The sequence below is a fragment of the Sphingobacterium sp. UBA7625 genome (assembly GCF_002484085.1).
Classification (GTDB): Bacteria; Bacteroidota; Bacteroidia; order Sphingobacteriales; family Sphingobacteriaceae; genus Sphingobacterium; species Sphingobacterium athyrii.
In genome coordinates, this window is the sequence record NZ_DLJD01000033.1 from 14,321 (window position 1) to 33,686 (window position 19,366).

A 19,366-nucleotide genomic window follows, 5' to 3' on the forward strand; every position below is an offset into this window, starting at 1 on the left:
AATATTTCTTCATTTACGGTTTGCGAGAATGCCTTCGAAGGAAAGAATAACATCAATAGAAGGCTCATCATGAGTCCTTTTCCAAGTAATCTTTGGATATTTATTATGGGCATAACATTTTCCAGCTTATTAAAGAAAAGAACTTACCTGATCCTTTATTGGATCAAGTAAGTTGCATTGTGTTTTATTATTCACTTTTGTCCCACCAGACACGTCCCAATATGCTTGTTGGTTCTCCGAAATCAGGATCTTTTCTCATTTCCTCGATTGCATCGAAACGATTTTGATAATTGTAGTCGCCTGCTAATGGATAGTTTATTACGAATCTCCGTGGCATTTTTATTGCTTGACCTTCAACGAACCAAGGTTCAAAAGCAATTGCCGTATTATTATTTGGCATATTTGTTCTTTTTACTATTGCCCACGCTTCATTATAATTTTTGAAGAAATTTAAATAAGCTTGCAATACAATTTGTTCTAATCCTTTGCTTGCTTTGAATTTAATGTCCGGCTGTTGTTTAAACGTCGCTATTTCAGTATCTGTCAAAGGAGAGTAGTCATAGATAAGTGCTTTTTTTGCTGCTTTATCATAAAACTTTAAAGAGGCTTCGACTCCTTTATAGTACCATTCTTCGGCACTTTCGTTAGTTGTACCACGTTGGGCCAGTTCAGCGCGCATAAAGCATACATCAGCATAAGTTATCACTGGCATTGTACCTAATCCCGTGCCACCGTTGTTTTCGGGTTGGAATAATCTATCCTGTATTCTAGAAACTGTATCTAGTGTAATCGTACTTTGGCCATTTGTTATCTGAATTGGCGTAAAGAATCTTGATTTCTTTGGATCGTTTGGAGATGAGGGGCTAGAGTACTGACCATAATAACGCCTTGTATCAAAAACGGAGGAGGATGATATTTTGCCTTGTGCTTTAGCTAAAGCGAAATTATCTTCACTCCACATATTTTTCACAAAGAAGAAGCGTAAGCGCGGATCTTGATTATTCCACATATAATCAATCACATCGTGATCTCCTACAAAAGCCCTTCCGTTGCCTGTAATATTCCAATTGCCACCGCCAGTAAATTGAGCTCCTGGATAAAATACCCATTCTTCTTCTGCACTGTTAATTACATTACTGTTATTGGCAAGTACTTCTTTAACAATCGTTGCCATGCGTTGCGGGTCGCGTTTTGACAAGCGTAATGCAATTTTTAAACGAAGCGAATTTGCCGCTTTAATCCATCGAGACACATCACCTTTGAAATAAAGATCACTGTTTCCATAACTAAATTGTTCAACGGGTTGTTCTTTTTTTAGAACTTCTACTGCTGCCTTTAATTCTTGATCAAAGGTCGCATATAACTCGCTTTGTGTTTCGTATTTAGGGGTTAAGGTACCGCCATATCTCGCTCCAAATGCCTCGGTATAAGCTAAACTGCCGTTGACGTCAGAAACATACCAAGCGTTATACACTTTTAGTATTGTTGGAATGGTGCGCATATATACATATCTGGCCTTTTCATCTTCACTCATTTTATCGACAGTTTTTTGGATATCAACAAGGACATTTCCAACACCAATATAAAATCTTCCGTACCGGTTGTTTGTATTGGCCGCATTTTCTGAAACCGTTATACCATTTCCCGTTCGTGACAAAAAAGCACGAGACCATCTTGGAATGAAATTATAATTATCATAAAATGCTTCGAAATCATTATCGTGCGCTGATGTGATTGCACGTGCAAATAATGGGGGTAAAGAGATATTAATAACCGCATCAGGATCCGTGTTATATTCTGCGAAATCTTTTTTGCTACACGCACTTAGTGTAGTGATAAATATAGATAGAATAGTAATTCTATTTAAGTGTTTTGATAATATTTTCATGATCAAACTTGTTAACTTAAAAATTGGTGTTTAACGTGACAGAGAAGCTTCTTATTAGTGGCGTTCCTCCACCTAAAAATGCAGATGCAGATCCAGTAGTACGATAATCTTCTGGATTGATATTGTCTGGCAAACTATTGTAAAGATATCCTAAATTCCTGCCAGAAAGCGTCATGCGCAAATTGTTAAGTTTGAATCTTGATGCTGTTGTACGAGGCAAGTCATAGCTTACAGAGACGTCTCTTACCATTACCCATGAGGATTCAAATGCAGATTTTTCTCGGATACCAGCACCCCAACCGTAGGTGTTATTATAGTATGCGTAGGTAAGCATAGGATTTTTTAATCCCTGATCTACTGCTTCTTGATAGCTCATACCACCAACATCTTTACCGCCTAGCATAGTTCCTTGGGCAAAAACGCCATCGGGAATAAGTCCCCAAGCTTCATTTCCATTTGCATCCGTAAATTTTATTCCTCCAGCTTCTCCTTTTCGACCGTATAATGTACTCGCTATTTGTCCAGTTTGAGAACCATAATTGTATGTTGGAGAATATACATATCCGCCAAATTTAGAATCAAGCATTACACTTAATGATAAAGATTTGTAGTTCAGGGTGTTAATAATGCTTCCGAGGAATTTGGGTTGTGTGGACCCAATTTTAATTTCTTTATCTAATCCTTGCGCATAGTTTTGCGAACGTATGTATGATGCTCCCGTTGTTGTAGGAGACATAACATATTTACCATTGCTTGGATGATCTATTGGGTTTCCTGAGCCATCTCTAGCCTGAAAACGAGCTAGACCATAAGAGGCAACCATTACCCCATATTCTCCTCCTACTTCGGCGATAGCCCTAATGCCATCATCTCCTTCTAATGATGAGACTGTTACACCTGGTGCCAATGCAATAATTTTGCTTCTATTACGGGTATAATTGAAAGCTACATCCCAAGAAAAATTTTCTTTTTTAATGGGAGTACCATATATCTTAGCTTCGATTCCTTGGTTCCGGATATGACCACTGTTGATAAGCGCATTGCTTACGCCTGATTCTTGTGAAACTGGTAGGTTGATAATCTGATTTTTAGTGTTTTTTTGGTAATATGTAAAATCAATTCCCAAACGATTTTTTAAAAATCTTAAATCAGTACCTGTTTCCCAAGTGGAGCTTTTTTCTGGGACAAGATTCCTATTCCCTAAGTTATTTGAGTCGAAATAATAACGCGTTATTTCGCCGTCTTCTGCGCTCACATAATTACTGTTAGGAAGATAGTATCCCGTCATAGCTCTGTATGGATCTGTTCCTTTTCCTACGATATTGTAAGAAAATCTTAATTTGGAGAAACTGAATATAGAGGAAGGTAACTTTAAAGCGTCATGGAATGTCCAGGCTAGATCCATTCCAGGGTAAAAATAGGAGTATGTGCCAGTCTGGTCAGGATATAGAAGAGATGAATCCCAGTCATTACGTCCATAGAGATTTAATGTGAGCCATTTTTTATAGGTGACTGCACCTTGAAATAACAAGGAGAAACTTTGACTAATATAAGGTTTGCTTTCAGAATAGCCTATAGCATTAGTTGAATTGGAAAGACGGAATATGTCTGGGATACGCATGCCATTGGTCCAAGCTTCTAAACCCTTACGTTCGGAGCGATTTACTTCAGCTCCTCCTAATGCAGTGACTTCAAAGTCATTGAAAGTTTTTCTGTAGTTAATATTACTATGATATCTTGTTTGGAGTACTCGATATTGGTTTGTGCGATAGCTACCTCCGTTAAAATTAGATTCTTGTCCCCTGTTTCTCTGTTCGTTATTAGCATTGAATAGATTTACGCTGAAGATATTTTCCATTTGTAGCCAATCAGTGAAGTTAATCTTTGCATTGATATTACCACGGAAGTTTTCTTCTTTTTGAAGTTGTTTTTGTTCGTACAATGTAAAAAAAACGCCTTGTGATGATGTAGGATCTTGATCACTAACACCACCATTGATAGGATTAAGATATTGATCTTTCCAATACATTAGGTCATATTCTCTAGGCATCCCCCATGTGAGACCATACATTAAGTTGTTTCCTCCTGAAGAACGATTTGGGTTGAAACTGTTGCTCCCTACATATGTTGCGCCAGCATCTATTACGACAGCTTTTCTAATGCGATGAGTAGCTCTTAATGCAAAACTATTTCTATCAAATTTATTTTGTGGGACTACTCCTTTTGCATACGAATTTGAATAGGAGAGGCGAAATGTAGTTTGTTCGTTTCCTCCTGCAAGGGCTATATTAGAGTTTCTGTATTGGCCTGTCTGATACAGATCAAGGATGTTGTTGTTTGGCTGAAATTTTATTTCGTGACCTGCAGGATCTTTCAGCATGCGCCCGTCAAAGGCAGGCCCAAAACTATAGCCAAAATAAGTAGCGGGAATCTGTTCTAAACCATCATTGCCTTTGGGGTAAACGTAGTTAGGTGATATTCCGGTACCGTATTTATCTTGAAAGTCTACTGTCGCATAAGGATCATCGAATCCTTGTGTGTGCGTAAAAGAAACTCCTAGTCCACGTTGAGAATAACCTTTTTTGGTGGTAATTAATATCACCCCATTACTGGCTCTACTGCCATAAAGAGCGGTAACAGAACCTCCATTTAAAACAGAGATAGATTCGATATCATCTAAGTTGAAATTTTTAAGAATATTACCGAAATCTTGTTCTCCACCACGATTTGGTATAACGACATCATCATCCATAATTATACCGTCTACGACAATTAAAGGTGTATTGCCAAAAGGATCGAGCGAGCTTGCCCCTCGAATAAGAAAACGCGGGGTTGATTGAGGACCACCAGTACCAACGTTAACTTGCATGCCGGGAACCATTCCTTGTAAAGCAGCAATTGGGTTGATAGCATTTGTTTTTGCAATATCTTCTCCACTGATTTGTGTCATTGCATATCCCAATTGTCGACGTTCTCTGGATTCGCCTAAGCCAGTTACAACAACTTCATCTAATGCGGATGCATTTTCTGATAATGTGATAATAATTTTTGTATTAGTACTGACTACGACTTCTTGTGGAATGTAACCAACTCGTGTTATACGAATCGTTTCGCCCTGTGCCGCTTGGATATTGAATGATCCATTTGAGGTGGTTTGTGTGGCCCTAGTAGTACCTTTTACAGAAACTGTTACCCCAGAAATTGGTCCATTGGCATCCTTTACCGTTCCGGTAATAGTCTGCTGCGCATAGAGAGCCGATGCACTAAAAAGAGTACATATCGCCAATCCCGCAGATCTTTTGTAAAATAGACTCATGTTTATAATATTTAGTATTAATAATAATTAGTTTTTATTTACAACTTCTAAAGTTGTTTAAGTTTATATGGTCTCTCATTCGTTACCACTACTTATCTAACGGTTGATATGTAAGGATATTGAAATAATTTATCTCTAATTTTAAGCCTTCTATTTTTTAATTGTTTTATTTATAATTGATTAGATGTATTGTTGCGAGTTTTTTTATTTTCACTAGTAAGCTCAGGCTAAAGTTGAATGATTTACCGTATATCCTGATCCAAATTCATTCAGTAGCTCATCAAAATACATTGACTGTCAGATTGATTTGATAATTGTTAAGGCTTTTTCTTGCATTTAAAGATTATTTAAATAGTTCCATTCACATCTTGTGAGCAACTTAAAATAGGATTTACTTCATTTAAGGAATCCAATAGATTGAATAGTATGCTTGTCTCTCACAATGTATTAAGAAGTCCTTGTGCTTACTTGCAAATTGTACTAAATAGTTTCACTTAATGCTGAGTTTGTGTTTTTTTTGTGTAATAAATTCATTTTCTACTATTTAAGGTTAATTAAATTGTTTCGTACTATATCAATCCTTGGGATCAGCTATAGTTTTTGGTTAAATGTTAATCTAAGGTATTCTAGTTAATAATCCGTTTGACCTGGCTTATTGTTCCAGATCGTTATGTTTAAAAAACAATATATGGTTAGTATAAATCTTGTTACATAAAGTTAGTTATTTATTATTAAGTTCCAAATACTTTTTAAAAAAAATAAAAAGAACTCCTGATTGTGCGGTAATTAATTGAATTATGCATAAAAATGAATTCGTTAATACCTATATTTACTAGCTAATCACTTAATTTATGATGAAACAACGTTATTATTCCTTGGATGTGTTTCGTGGGGCTACTGTGGCACTGATGATTATGGTTAATAATCCGGGGACTTGGGCGCATATGTTCGCGCCGCTGAAACATGCAGCCTGGCATGGCTGTTCTCCTACGGACTTGGTTTTTCCTTTTTTTCTATTCGCAGTAGGAAATGCTATGTCCTTTGTGATTCCCCGGTTGCAGGAAGCTGGCCCCGCGGTTTTCTGGAAGAAGGTGCTTAAACGCACGGTCTTAATTTTTGCAATCGGGCTTTTTATTAACTGGTGGCCTTTTATTAAATGGGAGGGGGCAGAACTGGTTTTTAAACAATGGGTAGATCCCAATGATCCAAGTCGAGGTATTCGTATCCTTGGAGTGCTGCAACGTATTGCGATCGCTTATTGTTTTGCATCTATATTAGCGTATTATTTTAAAGAGAAGGCCACTATTTGGATTTCCACTGGTATCTTATTGCTGTATTGGGCTGTCTGTGCACTGGCAGGGGGAGCTGATCCTTATAGTTTAGCAGGATGGTTTGGTACCAAGCACGATATTGCGATACTAGGTCTGCCGCATATTTATAAAGGCGAAGGTGTTCCGTTCGACCCGGAGGGATTGATGAGTACCCTACCGGCGATCGTACAGGTTGTGTTTGGTTATCTGGTCGGCGTGTTTATCAAGAAGCAAGGGCAGGTGGACTGGTTATGGTCTAAAGTGCCTGCCTCAAACGAACCGCACTTTAAATTGTTGGCCGGGATGTTTGTTACTGGTTTTATCCTTGTTGTTTTGGCCTGGATCTGGGCGCTCGGCTTCCCGATCAATAAAAAAATCTGGACGAGCTCCTATGTGCTCTATACAACAGGACTGGCGACAATGACAATTGGTGGTATGATTTGGTTTATCGAGGTGCAGGGTGTCAAAAACAAACTCACTCAATTTTTTGATGTATTCGGCAAAAATCCGTTATTTATTTTTGTGTTGAGCGGAATCCTGCCCCGTTTTCTCGGTTTATTCCGGATCCCCGATGGATTGAAGGATGACGGAACACAGAAATATACCGACGCTTTTGCCTGGTTTTATAAATATGTTTGCGCCAAAGTCCCTGGAATTCCAGAAGTCGGATCCTTTGTGTATTCGCTGTGCTTTTTGACACTCATGTGGGTGATTTGCTACTGGCTGGACAAGAAGAAAATATATGTCAAAGTGTAATGGAAGTGAAGAAGTTATGAGCATAATTTGTTCGTCTCAAAAAAAACGCTACCTTTGCACGCAATTAATAAATTTTTTAACGCTTTAATATTATTCAAGAGATGTATTTAAGTAAAGAGTACAAAGCTGAGATCTTCGCAGAATTTGCTGGATCAGCTACTAACACTGGATCTACAGAAGGTCAAGTTGCTTTATTCACGAAGAGAATCGCTCACTTAACTGAGCATTTGAAAAAGAACAGAAAAGATTTCGGTACACAACGTGCCCTACAAATGTTGGTAGGTAAACGTCGTTCATTATTGGCTTATCTTTACAAAAAAGATATTAACCGTTACCGTGCGATCATCAAAGGTCTAGGTCTACGTGATATCATCAAATAAGCTTTTGTACAAAGGTTTTTTAAGAAAGCCATCCAATTTTGGATGGCTTTTTTTTGCTATCTGTTATCAAATCGGCAGGGAAGAAGTATACAGTGCCGCCAGGCAGGTATGCTGCTGCAATCGCAGGTGGGAGGTAAGCGATATGCAAATTGGATGGGTTCGAAAACAAATGTAGCGAAGTGTTGGTATTTGATTATTTAGCCTGATGTTAATTGCATTAATCTTAATATTTTAATTTACCTTTGTGCTGAAATCTAACGTATTTAAAATATAGGCCCGCTGCCAACAAGATGAAAAGCGTGTCAAAAATAAGATTAAATGAATTACAACGAAATTAAAACAACCATCGATATGGGTAATGGCACCCAGATCGAATTGTCTACAGGAAAATTGGCAAAACAGGCTGATGGTGCTGTGGTATTAAAACAAGGCGATACGATGTTGCTTGCAACTGTCGTTTCTGCCAAAGAAGCTAAATCTGGTGTTGATTTTTTACCGCTTTCGGTAGATTATCAAGAGAAATATGCGGCTACTGGCCGTATTCCGGGTGGCTTCCTACGTCGTGAGGCTAGATTATCAGACTATGAAGTATTAATTTCCCGTTTGGTAGACCGTGCACTACGTCCATTATTCCCTGAAAACTATCACGCAGACACACAAGTTGCCATCAGCTTGATTTCGGCGGATAAAGATATTATGCCTGATGCGTTAGCAGGTCTGGCAGCATCCGCTGCAATTGCGGTTTCTGATATTCCTTTTAATGGGCCTATCTCAGAAGTTCGCGTAGCGAAAATCGACGGTCAATTGGTCATCAATCCAAAATTATCTGAACTTGAAAATGCGACTTTAGAATTTATCGTTGCTGGTTCGGCTCAGGATATCGGTATGGTGGAAGGTGAAGCAAAAGAAATTTCAGAAGCTGAAATGGTTGAAGCGATCGCTTTTGCACATGAGGCTATCAAAAAACAAGTTGCAGCACAAGTAGAATTGGCCAATTTGGTCGGTAAAACAGTGAAACGTGAGTATAATCACGAACCTGAAAACCTTGAATTGAGAGCTTCCATTTTCGCTGCTACTTATGATAAAGTATATGCAATTGCGAAATCAGCTTCAGCGAAACATGACCGTTCTGAGAACTTTGCAAAAATTGCGGAAGAATACAGAGCGACAATGCCTGAAGAATTGGATGATGATACCGCATTCTTATTCAAAAAATATTTCCACGATGTTCAGTATGATGCTGTCCGTAATCTAGTTTTGGATGAAGGCATGCGTTTAGATGGCCGTGACGTACGTACAGTACGCCCGATCTGGTCTGAGGTGGATTATCTGCCTGCGGCACACGGTTCTGCCGTATTTACACGTGGTGAAACACAATCATTGACTTCGGTTACTTTAGGTGCTAAAGACGATGAGCAAATGATCGATGGTGCTTTTATCAACGGTTATAACAAATTTATCCTTCACTATAACTTCCCTGCGTTTTCTACCGGTGAAGTAAGACCAAACAGAGGTCCTGGCCGTCGTGAAGTTGGTCACGGTAACCTGGCGATGCGTTCATTGAAACAGGTACTTCCTGCAGATAACGAAAATCCATATACAATCCGTGTGGTTTCCGATATTTTGGAATCCAATGGTTCGTCCTCAATGGCGACTGTATGTGCCGGCACATTGGCGCTTTTGGATGCTGGTGTGAAATTGAAAGCGCCTGTATCGGGTATCGCAATGGGATTAATCTCCGATGAGAAAACTGGTAAATATGCAATTTTATCGGATATCTTAGGGGACGAAGATCACTTAGGTGATATGGACTTTAAGGTAACCGGTACGGAGAAAGGTATCGTTGCTTGTCAGATGGATTTAAAGATCAATGGTTTGAAATGGGAAGTGTTGACACAAGCTTTGGACCAAGCGAAAGAAGCGCGTTTACATATCTTAGGTGAAATGAAGAAAACCATTTCTGCTCCACGTGAAGACTATAAACCACATGCTCCTCGTATCGTTCAATTGTTGATCGATAAAGAATTTATCGGTGCTGTAATCGGCCCTGGTGGTAAGATTATTCAAGAAATGCAACGTGAGACCGGAGCAACGATTTCTATCGAAGAGGTTGATAATAAAGGTGTCGTACAAGTATTTGCGGATAATAAAGCTGCAATTGACGATGCTGTAGGTCGTATCAAAGCGATTGCTTCTAAACCTGAAATTGGTGAAACTTACGAAGGTAAAGTAAAATCAATTATGCCATTTGGTGCATTCGTTGAAATTATGCCGGGTAAAGATGGTTTGTTGCACATCTCTGAAATTGACTGGAAACGTCTTGAAACAATGGATGGCATCTTCAAAGAAGGTGATAAAGTAACGGTTAAATTATTGGATATTGACAAACAAGGTAAAATGAAACTTTCCCGTAAAGCTTTATTGCCTCGTCCTCCAAAAGAAGATAAACCAAAACAAGATAAGCCAAATGGCGAAGCTCCAGTAGCCGGTGCCGGACAGGAATAAGCTTGTTCTTTAACTTAATATATAAAAGCCCGCTGTGCAGCGGGCTTTTTTTGTGCGCTAAATTTGATTAACTTGGTACTATACTATTAATTATGGTCCGAATATATTGTTTTCTATTTTTATCGGTATTATATCGGCCGGTTGTGGCCCAAGTATCAAAAAATACTGATACAAGCCATATCTATAAGGCCGTGGATATTTTTCTTGTACCGAAAGAGGGAATGAATAACTTTAAGATCCATTGGCTAAATTATCTAAAAGAAGCTAAGCGGGACGGCCGATTGGACAAAGCGATACATGCTGACCATATATTTGAGGTACTCGTCACAAAAAACGGATCACTAATGGACAGGGGAAATGGTGCTAAAGATCTGGTTCTACTTGATTTTCTAAAAATGCAAAAAAAATGGAGTCCGGGGATTCAATCGGGGCGCCCGATATGCTATCTTTTGAAACTCAAAGTTCCGAAAGAATTGTTTGATCAGGTAAAGATGGAAGAGCTGCTTGTTCAAGGCGATTTGGTCAAGCAGGAACTTCTTGAACAATAAACAAAACAGGCTGTCATTTCGACAGCCTGTTTTGTTTATTATAGCATAATAACGCCTTTTATCTTGGCAACTTCTTTGTAGAAGTAAATGACCTGATCTGCATCTTTTACATTCAGGCTGACCGTGATCGAGGTGTATTTGCCTGTTTTGGAATCCTTGAAGTCAAAACGTGCATCCGTATCATCAAATACACTTTGAATCTGATTGAAATGATCCTGATCTTTTGGTAAGATAAATTTGTACGTGTAGTCTTTTGGAAAGGTTTCCAAGTCCTCTAATCTTTCTTTAAAAGTTTCATAGAAGTCTTTAGGATTCTCGCCTCCATCAGGGATGTCTTGTATATTGATGTTTTTGTAATCTGCCATTTTTTGTTCTCCTTAATTTATATAGGTATTAACAAATATTAATCCACTAATGTTATGCTGACAATTTTTCAGTTAATTATTGTCAATACTTGATGGCCTGTCTGCTTTATTTTTTCCAAAGTTCTTATTTGGCGTGGCGCTCATCTCAATCTCCATCTGACCCCCCTGTAGCAATTGCGCGTGTGTGATAAAAGTCTTGCTGTAAGGCTTTCCATCCAATTTGATGGATTTGATGTACGGGTTTGCTTTGCCTTGGTTTTTCACCGTTATTGCTAGGGTTTTACCATTTGGCAAATTGATGTTGGCGTGTTCCATCATCGGCGAGCCAAATACATAAACACCGCTCATCGCATTCAGCGGATAGAATCCCATTGCGGAGAAGACATACCAGGCGCTCATCTGACCGACGTCATCGTTACCACAGAGTCCTGCCGGTGTATTTGTATAGAAATCGGTCATCGCTTTACGCGCTAACGCTGCACCTTTCCATGGTTGTCCTGCATACGCATACAAATAAGGGATATGGTGATTGGGCTCATTGCCTTGCGCGTATTGCCCGATCAGTCCCGAGATATCTGGTGAGGCTTCGCCACCCAAGTCCGAGGACATGGTTGTGAAGTAATCCAGTTTCTTCAAAAATTGTTGTTCACCACCAAAAAGATTGATCAATCCTGTCACATCTTGTGGTACCAACCAGGTATATTGCCATGCATTGCCTTCACAGTAATCGTTTTCACGGTGCTTGGCCATTAGTGGATCAAAGGGACGGCGGAAGTCGCCATTAACTTTTTTGCCGACAAAGTGGCCAACTTCTTTGTCAAAATATTGTTCGTAAAGCTTATAGCGTTTTTTGAAATAGGCAGCATCTTCTGTTTTACCAAGTTTCTCTGCTATTTTATAAGCACCAAAATCAGCGATAGCATATTCCAGTGCCCAAGCTACCGATTCATTCGGCATGCTGTCAATAGGGATATAGGTCAGGTCACGTGCGTATTTTAGGCCGTGATCATTGCCCATTGCTGTGGTCTTAACGGCTTCCCATACCAAAGGATAATCTTTCTCGTCAATGATTCCTTTTAAGAATGCATCGGCGATCACCGGAATAGCTGGCAGACCGACCATAGTATTGGTCTCATTGCCCTGCAGATGCCACATCGGTAACTTCCCTTGCTGTTGATAGATGGCAAGCATCGTCTTGATAAAATCCTGATTGATCTTACGGTCCTCAAGTATAGTCATTAAAGGATGAAGTCCGCGATAGGTATCCCATAAGGAGAATACGGTGTGATTGACAAAATCCTGCTTTTCGTAGACTTGTTTATCGGTACCCATATAATCGCCGTTTGCATCGTTGAAAATCGTAGGCGCGAAGTAAGTATGGTATAGCGCTGTGTAAAAGATCGTTTTAGTATCCTTATCTGCTTCAAACTGAATTTTGTTTAAGGTTTTGTTCCAGCGTAGATCTGCCTCCTGTTTTACTTTTTCAAAATTCCAGCCCGAAATCTCGGCATTAATATTATTTAGCGCATTGCTGGAGCTGACGGGTGAAATACCAACTTTAAGTTCAATGTTTTTATTTTTGGCGGCATCGAAAAAAAGTGCCGTTTTAATTGCTTGTCCCTTGAACGTGGTCTGACCAAATTTTTCGTCTTTGCCATCAAAGAATCTAACCTTTTGAATCGGTTGCGAAGTTTTTATGGCAAAGTATAGTTTTTGGTCACTGGCCCAGCCGGTGGAAAAGCGGTAACCAACGAATGTCGAATCATTGACTTGTTTGATATAAGTATCTGTAGGTTTATCCCAGTTGATATGATAACCCAGGTCAACCAAAATATGGGCATTATCTGTTTTTTCGTAACGATATTGGTGATAACCGACGCGTTCTGTTGCTGTGAGATTGGCCTGAACTTTATAGTCATCCAGATAGGCACTGTAGAATCCAGGTTTAGCGACTTCATTTTCTTTTTTGAAGGATGAACCATAGCCAGTATTCATCTTATTGAATTCTGCTGGCGTTAATTGCAGTTTGCCATTCGCCGGAACAATCATCAGATCATTTAGATCGCCAATACCTGTTCCACTCAAATGCGTATGTGTAAAACCTAATATTTCCTGACTTTTGTAATTGTATCCGCTGCACCAATCCCAACCATTGAATTTATCCCAAACCTGTGGTATTTGGGTTGGTCCAAGTTGTACTGCACCTAAAGGTACATTGGCTCCGACAAAGACGTGTCCATGGTCCGCTGAGCCAATAAAGGGATTGACATATTGTGTTAAATTTTGTTGAGCTTGAACGCAAAATGGTAAGATTAGCGTGCCCAACACTGTTGTGATAAGCTTATTTCCTGTCATAGGTGTTGTATTCGGGTATTTGAAACTGCCTAAAATTAGTAAATAAAACCTTTTAGCGCAATTTTATTATTATTTTAGTAAATTGTCGTTAAATTTTTTACTTTAGTAATCTTCGAAATAAAACTTAACAAACCTACTCTACATGAAGAAACGTATTCTAATCAGTGATATCGCAAAGGCGTTGGGAATTTCTGTAACTACAGTCTCCTTTATTTTGAATGACAAGGCAAAAGAGAAGCGTATCAGTGAAGCGCTGACCAAGCGCGTATTGGATTATGTTAAGAAAGTAGGATATAAGCCGAATGAATTGGCGAAAAGCTTGCGCACTGGAAAGACCAAGATTTTGGGACTGATTATCGAAGATATCTCGAACCCATTTTTTGGAAATATCGCCCGTCTGATCGAAAGCAAGGTCTACGAGCAGGGATACCGCATTATCTATTGTAGCACAAATAACGATGTAGACAAGGCGAGGGAGTTAATTCAGATGTTTTACGACCGTCAGGTCGATGGCTTTATAATTACCCCGTCAGATGGCTTGGAAGATACTGTTAAGCAATTGCAGCAAAGTAATATCCCCGTTGTACTCTTTGACCGCTATTTTCCGAACCTTGAAACAGATTATGTAGGGGCGGACAACTTTCAGGGGGCCTTTGATGCCACCAACCATCTGTGTCAGCAAGGGTATAAACGTATTGGCTTTGTGTCCTTATATTCCGACCAGACGCAGATGAAAGAACGCTCAGATGGCTACCTGAAGGCCATGGATAATAACAAACAGCAAAGTTTTATACAGAAAGTTCAAATGGATGCATCGGATGAGGAGGCAATGGACTCCCTGAAAGACTTTATCTGTGAGAACCGTTTGGATGCTGTGCTATTTTCAACCAATTATCTGGCAATTTCAGGGCTGAAAGCTTCAAAGAAATATAGTTTTGCTATGCCTGCGATGATTGCCTTCGATGATCATACTGTTTTTAAATTACTGGAACCTTCAATCACCGTTGTCTCTCAGCCGATCAAGGAGATCGCGGAAAATCTGATCAATATACTTTTACTTCGATTACAGGGAAAAATAAAAGCAACACGTAAGATGGTGTTGCCTTGTGAATTGAAAATTCGTGAGTCGACTAAAGCAAAGCTTAACGTGTAGTATCCGCGACGAATTTCATTGAAATGGAGTTGACACAATGGCGCGTATTTTTTGCGGTGAAGCCCTCCCCAAGAAAAACATGGCCCAAATGTCCTCCACATGCGCTGCAGAGGATTTCTGTCCTACGGCCATCTGCATCCGCAATCCGGGTGACTGCACCGGGTATTTCGTCGTCAAAGCTCGGCCATCCACAGCCAGACTCGAATTTTGACTCCGAACGGTACAGTGGACTGTCGCAACGTCGACAAATATAGGTTCCCTTCACTTTATTGTCCAAAAGTGCTCCCGTAAAAGGACGCTCCGTCCCTTTATGCAGAATCACATATTCCTCTTCTTTGCTTAACGGGTTGTGTTTTTTATTCGTTTCCATCTTCGTAGTGTGTTTAATGTGTATCACGCTCTTAGAGAGCAATAAGCTATTAGGAGCAAGATGATACTTTCGCGATATCCGCGAATTTTTATGCTTATAAAGTTACGGAATTAATATGAAATAATGTTTTTTATGAGCTTGAATGGGCTTGATATTCAGCTATTTTAAATTGTCATAGTAATGTCTTATATTTGATTAAACGACGTAATGAAAAGTTGTAGCGAAAGAGCTACTTTTTACTATAATAGTGATTTCACGGTGGTTTAAAGGCAATTGTTTAGAATGATTATAAATTGATATTAAAGGTCACAAAATTGTCAGCGATTTATTAATAAATCATACTTTTGTGGCATTGTTAGGGGGGTAGTGGCTCCTTTAACCATGGGAGTTAATTTTTTACATTCACAAATAAATAGTATAAAGTGCTAAATATGAGAACTATCTCATCCGTTTTGGGAAGCCTTGCGAGGGTGGTGTCAACGAGTTTGATGCTATTATTTGCCGTTACGACGTTGCATGCGCAAGATGTCAAGGAAGGTGAAAAAATCTTCAAATCTAAGTGTACATCCTGTCACGCCATTGACAGAAAAGTAGTTGGTCCTGCGTTGAAAGGAGTTCCAGATACAAAATCTGAAGAATGGTTGATCAAATGGATTCGCAACTCTCAAGCTCTAATTGCTTCTGGTGATGCCGAAGCGGTTAAAATCTTTGAAGAGTACAACAAGTCTGTGATGACTTCTTTTACGGATTTATCTGATGATCAGATTAAATCGGTAATCGCGTTTATCAAGGATGCTTCAGTTGAGAAACCGAAAGATGCTGCTACAAGTGGTGCAGCAGCAAAAGATGATAACGCGTCTATGTTCATGATTTTGGGCTTGATCGCGGTTGTTGTTTTGGCGGTTGTTGTGATCGTGGTGTTGAACCGTGTGATCCGTACCTTAGAAAATGTTATTGCTAAGAATCAGGAAGCGATTGCAGCACAACAAGAACCAGAAGACAATCAACGTTTTGTGAAGTTTGCGAAAGCATTCGTTAAAAACAAAAAATTGGTTGGATTCACCGTGTTGATGCTTGTTGCTCTGTTGGCAGTAGGTGGTTGGAAAACGATGTGGAACGTTGGTGTTCACGAAGGTTACAAACCTGTTCAACCTATTAAGTTCTCACACCAAATCCACGCTGGTGTAAATAAAATTGAGTGTCAATACTGTCACGGTGGTGCATTTAAATCTAAAAATGCATCTATACCATCGGCTAACGTATGTATGAACTGTCACAATACAATCACTGCTTCTGAGCATTATGATGGTGAGATCTCACCAGAAATCGCGAAGATTTACCGTGCGTTAGATTGGAATCCTGAGACACGTACTTATGGAAATAATCCAAAACCAATTCAATGGGTTCGTATCCATAACTTGCCTGATTTCGCTTACTTCAATCACTCACAACACGTTGTGGTAGCAGGAGTAGAGTGTCAGACTTGTCACGGACCGATCCAAAATATGGAAGAAGTATATCAATACTCTCCATTGACAATGAAATGGTGTGTGGACTGTCACAAAAAGACAGATATCAAATCGGATAATAAATATTATGAAGATCTGATTAAGGCACACGAAAGAATTAAGAAAGGTGAGAAAATGACTGCAGCCATGATCGGTGGTCTTGAGTGTGGTAAATGTCACTATTAATAATTATTTGAAATACGCAATCTTATATACAGCTTAAATGGATAGCAATAAAAAATATTGGAAAGGTTTGGAAGAGTTAAATCAAACTCCTGCTTTCGTTGAGGGAAGCAAGGGTGAGTTTGCCGAATCTATTCCTGTAGAAGATGTATTAAACGAAGCTGGCTTGAGTACTAAAACTCCTCGCCGTGACTTCTTGAAAGCATTAGGTTTTGGTTTGGGTGCTGTTTCTTTAGCGGCTTGTAACCGTACTCCTGTGCATAAGGCAGTTCCTTATTTGATTAAACCTGAAGAAATAACTCCAGGTATACCTAACTACTATGCTTCGACATTCAATGGTCAGAGTATCTTGGTTAAAACGCGTGAAGGTCGTCCGATTAACGTTGAGCCTAACCCGAATGCAATTGGTTTGAACCAAGGTTTGGATTCAACTACTGCTGCTTCTGTATTGGATTTATACGATGAGTCTAAATTGAAACAGGCGCAATTGAAAGGTCAAGATGTAGAGTGGTCTAAATTGGATGGGGAAGTTGTTAAAGCATTAACTGCAGCCGCATCTTCTGGTAAACAAATTACGATCGTTTCGAATACAGTAAACAGTCCTTCAACCTTGGCAGCTATCGCTGCTTTCGCAACGAAATTTCCTACAGTTAACCACGTACAATACGATGCTGTGTCTTACAGTGGTATTATTGAAGCAAATAAAGCTTCTTTTGGTAAAGCTGTAGTTCCTTCATACAATTTTGATAAAGCAAATATCATTGTTTCAGTTGCCGCTGATTTCTTAGGAACTTGGTTGGCAGGTGAAGAACATACACAACAATACGCTAAAAACCGTGACTACAAATCATTGAAAAATGGCAAAATGTCACGTCACGTACAATTTGAATCCGGTCTTTCGATGACGGGTACAAATGCGGATGCGCGTATCGCTATCAAACCTTCAGAAGAAGGTGCTACATTGATCGCTTTGTATAATGCAATCACTGGTCAATCACTGGCTGGCGCGACTGCAAACAAAAAAGCACAAAAAGGTGTGGCGCTGGCAGCAAAAGAATTGCTGAACAGCAAAGGTGCTGCTGTAGTTGTTGCCGGTTCAAACGATGTGAATGTTCAGGTATTGGTCAATGCAATCAACGTCGCATTGGGCGCTTACGGTACAATCATTGATTTAGATAATTATTCTAAACAATACCAAGGTTCGGATTCGTCTTTCCAAGCTTTCTTAGCTGCTGCAAAAGGCGGTCAAGTGGGGGTAGCGTTCTTCTTGAACAGTAACCCTTTATATGACTACTTCAAAGCGGATGATGTAAAAGCTGCATTGAAACAAATTCCTTTCACGCTCTCTTTCTCGCAACGTGCTGATGAAACAGCATCGGAGTTGACAGCGATCGCGCCTGCAAGTACTTTCTTAGAGTCTTGGGGTGACGCAAATCCGAAGGAAGGTTTGTACTCAATCGTTCAACCAACAATCAATCCTGTCTTCCAAACACGTCAAGTTGAGCAAAGCTTGTTGACTTGGGCAGGAAACACAACAGATATGTACAACTTTGTTAAGAACTTGTGGTCTACACAAATCTTAGCTGGTTCTACGAAAAACTGGGATGCTGTATTGCAAACTGGTTTTGAATATAAAGGTGCTAAAGCTGCGACTGCTCCTGCTTTTACAGGAAATGCTGCTGCTGCGGCTTCTGCTATCGAAGCTTCGAGCAAAGCAATCACTGGCGAGTTTGAATTGAAACTTTACGAGCCTTCTGCTCTTCGCGATGGTCGTTACGCAAACAATGCTTACTTACAGGAATTGCCTGATCCAGTATCTAAGGTAACTTGGGACAACTACGCTGCCCTAAATCCTAAAGATGCTGAAAAACTAGGCTTGGGTGAAGATGGTAAAGTAACTGTAAAAGCAAATGGTGTTGAATTGGAATTGCCTGTTGTACAACAACCAGGTCAAGCACAAGGAACCGTTTCAGTTGCTGTAGGTTATGGCCGCACGAAAGTTGGTAAAGCAGGTAATGAAGTCGGTAAAAACGCATTCCCGTTTGCTTCTATTATCAACGGTACTGTTCAAGGTGTTGCAAAAGCAACTGTAGCGAAAGCTTCTGGAACTTACCAATTGGCACAAACACAAACACACCACACGATCGAAGGTCGTAACGTGATTCGTGAGACTACGTTTGCGAAATACTTGAAAGATCCTAACTCTGAGGCGGGACGCTTTACAGATAATCACAAAACGTACGATTTGTGGAACAAATACGAGCAACCGGGGCACAAATGGGTGATGGCGATCGACTTGAACGCATGTACAGGTTGTGGTGCTTGTATCGTAGCTTGTAATGTGGAGAATAACATCCCTGTTGTAGGTCGTGATGAGGTTCGTCGTCGTCGTGAGATGCACTGGTTACGTATTGACCGTTACTATACAATCGAAGGCAAAGAAAAAGATCTTACAAAAGAGAAAGAAATTGCGAAAGCTTCGGCTGAATTGGATTTCGAAGATATCACTGTTGTTCACCAACCGATGTTGTGTCAGCACTGTGGTCACGCACCTTGTGAAACAGTTTGTCCGGTATTGGCAACAGTACACTCTTCAGAAGGTCTGAACCATATGGCTTACAACCGTTGTTTCGGAACGCGTTACTGTGCAAACAACTGTCCGTTCAAAGTACGTCGTTTCAACTGGTTCGCATACTGGAATGATTCGCGTTTTGACAACTACTTGAACA

General features: G+C 39.8%; 12 protein-coding genes. 7 read left to right on the plus strand and 5 right to left on the minus strand.

Translation table 11 applies throughout. The features are described 5' to 3' along the window. Positions 1 to 187: 187 nt before the first annotated feature. Together B4G94_RS15745 and B4G94_RS15750 are read right to left on the minus strand one after the other, a co-directional pair. Positions 188 to 1,888: a SusD/RagB family nutrient-binding outer membrane lipoprotein gene (locus B4G94_RS15745; RefSeq protein ID WP_286860000.1), complete on the minus strand. Its 1,701-nt coding sequence runs from the start codon at positions 1,886 to 1,888 to the stop codon at positions 188 to 190. Between the two features lie 16 nt (positions 1,889 to 1,904). Further along, positions 1,905 to 5,204: a SusC/RagA family TonB-linked outer membrane protein gene (locus tag B4G94_RS15750; protein ID WP_286860001.1), complete on the minus strand. Its 3,300-nt coding sequence runs from the start codon at positions 5,202 to 5,204 to the stop codon at positions 1,905 to 1,907. Between the two features lie 851 nt (positions 5,205 to 6,055). Between B4G94_RS15750 and B4G94_RS15755 the strand changes: the two genes are divergently transcribed. The 4 genes from B4G94_RS15755 to B4G94_RS15770 all read left to right on the plus strand — a co-directional run bounded on the left by B4G94_RS15755 (position 6,056) and on the right by B4G94_RS15770 (position 10,703). After that, on the plus strand, positions 6,056 to 7,270 hold the full coding sequence (locus B4G94_RS15755) for an acyltransferase family protein (RefSeq protein WP_286860003.1): 1,215 nt from the start codon (positions 6,056 to 6,058) through the stop codon (positions 7,268 to 7,270). A 101-nt stretch (positions 7,271 to 7,371) separates the two neighbouring features. After that, on the plus strand, positions 7,372 to 7,650 hold the full coding sequence (gene rpsO / locus B4G94_RS15760) for a 30S ribosomal protein S15 (RefSeq protein ID WP_108636007.1): 279 nt from the start codon (positions 7,372 to 7,374) through the stop codon (positions 7,648 to 7,650). Positions 7,651 to 7,968: 318 nt separating this feature from the next. Next, positions 7,969 to 10,155 carry a polyribonucleotide nucleotidyltransferase gene (pnp, locus tag B4G94_RS15765; RefSeq protein WP_108636005.1) on the plus strand — a complete coding sequence of 729 codons (2,187 nt, stop codon included), beginning with the start codon at positions 7,969 to 7,971 and terminating at the stop codon, positions 10,153 to 10,155. Between the two features lie 143 nt (positions 10,156 to 10,298). Next, on the plus strand, positions 10,299 to 10,703 hold the full coding sequence (locus tag B4G94_RS15770; protein WP_146191118.1) for a hypothetical protein: 405 nt from the start codon (positions 10,299 to 10,301) through the stop codon (positions 10,701 to 10,703). 38 nt (positions 10,704 to 10,741) lie between these two features. Here the strand turns inward: B4G94_RS15770 and B4G94_RS15775 are convergent, their stop codons facing one another. Together B4G94_RS15775 and B4G94_RS15780 are read right to left on the minus strand one after the other, a co-directional pair. Further along, positions 10,742 to 11,068 (minus strand): DUF493 domain-containing protein, encoded by a 327-nt coding sequence (locus B4G94_RS15775; RefSeq protein ID WP_108636003.1) that lies wholly within the window; start codon positions 11,066 to 11,068, stop codon positions 10,742 to 10,744. A 72-nt stretch (positions 11,069 to 11,140) separates the two neighbouring features. Beyond that, the gene (locus B4G94_RS15780; protein WP_286860007.1) at positions 11,141 to 13,423 is read right to left on the minus strand and encodes a GH92 family glycosyl hydrolase; all 2,283 of its coding nucleotides are present in this window, start codon (positions 13,421 to 13,423) and stop codon (positions 11,141 to 11,143) included. A 142-nt stretch (positions 13,424 to 13,565) separates the two neighbouring features. On the opposite strand from B4G94_RS15780, the gene B4G94_RS15785 reads away from it, so the two are divergent. Next, on the plus strand, positions 13,566 to 14,576 hold the full coding sequence (locus B4G94_RS15785; protein WP_286860008.1) for a LacI family DNA-binding transcriptional regulator: 1,011 nt from the start codon (positions 13,566 to 13,568) through the stop codon (positions 14,574 to 14,576). Here the strand turns inward: B4G94_RS15785 and B4G94_RS15790 are convergent. Continuing rightward, on the minus strand, positions 14,566 to 14,946 hold the full coding sequence (locus tag B4G94_RS15790) for a methionine-R-sulfoxide reductase (protein WP_181390648.1): 381 nt from the start codon (positions 14,944 to 14,946) through the stop codon (positions 14,566 to 14,568). The two genes, B4G94_RS15785 and B4G94_RS15790, sit on opposite strands and share 11 nt — an antisense overlap. A gap of 431 nt (positions 14,947 to 15,377) precedes the next feature. Between B4G94_RS15790 and B4G94_RS15795 the strand changes: the two genes are divergently transcribed. Together B4G94_RS15795 and B4G94_RS15800 are read left to right on the plus strand one after the other, a co-directional pair. Beyond that, positions 15,378 to 16,640, plus strand: a complete 1,263-nt coding sequence (locus B4G94_RS15795; protein WP_108635999.1) for a cytochrome c3 family protein — start codon at positions 15,378 to 15,380, stop codon at positions 16,638 to 16,640. Positions 16,641 to 16,677: 37 nt separating this feature from the next. Then, positions 16,678 to 19,366 (plus strand): TAT-variant-translocated molybdopterin oxidoreductase (locus tag B4G94_RS15800; RefSeq protein ID WP_286860011.1); only part of this gene is annotated, 2,689 nt, incomplete at its 3' end.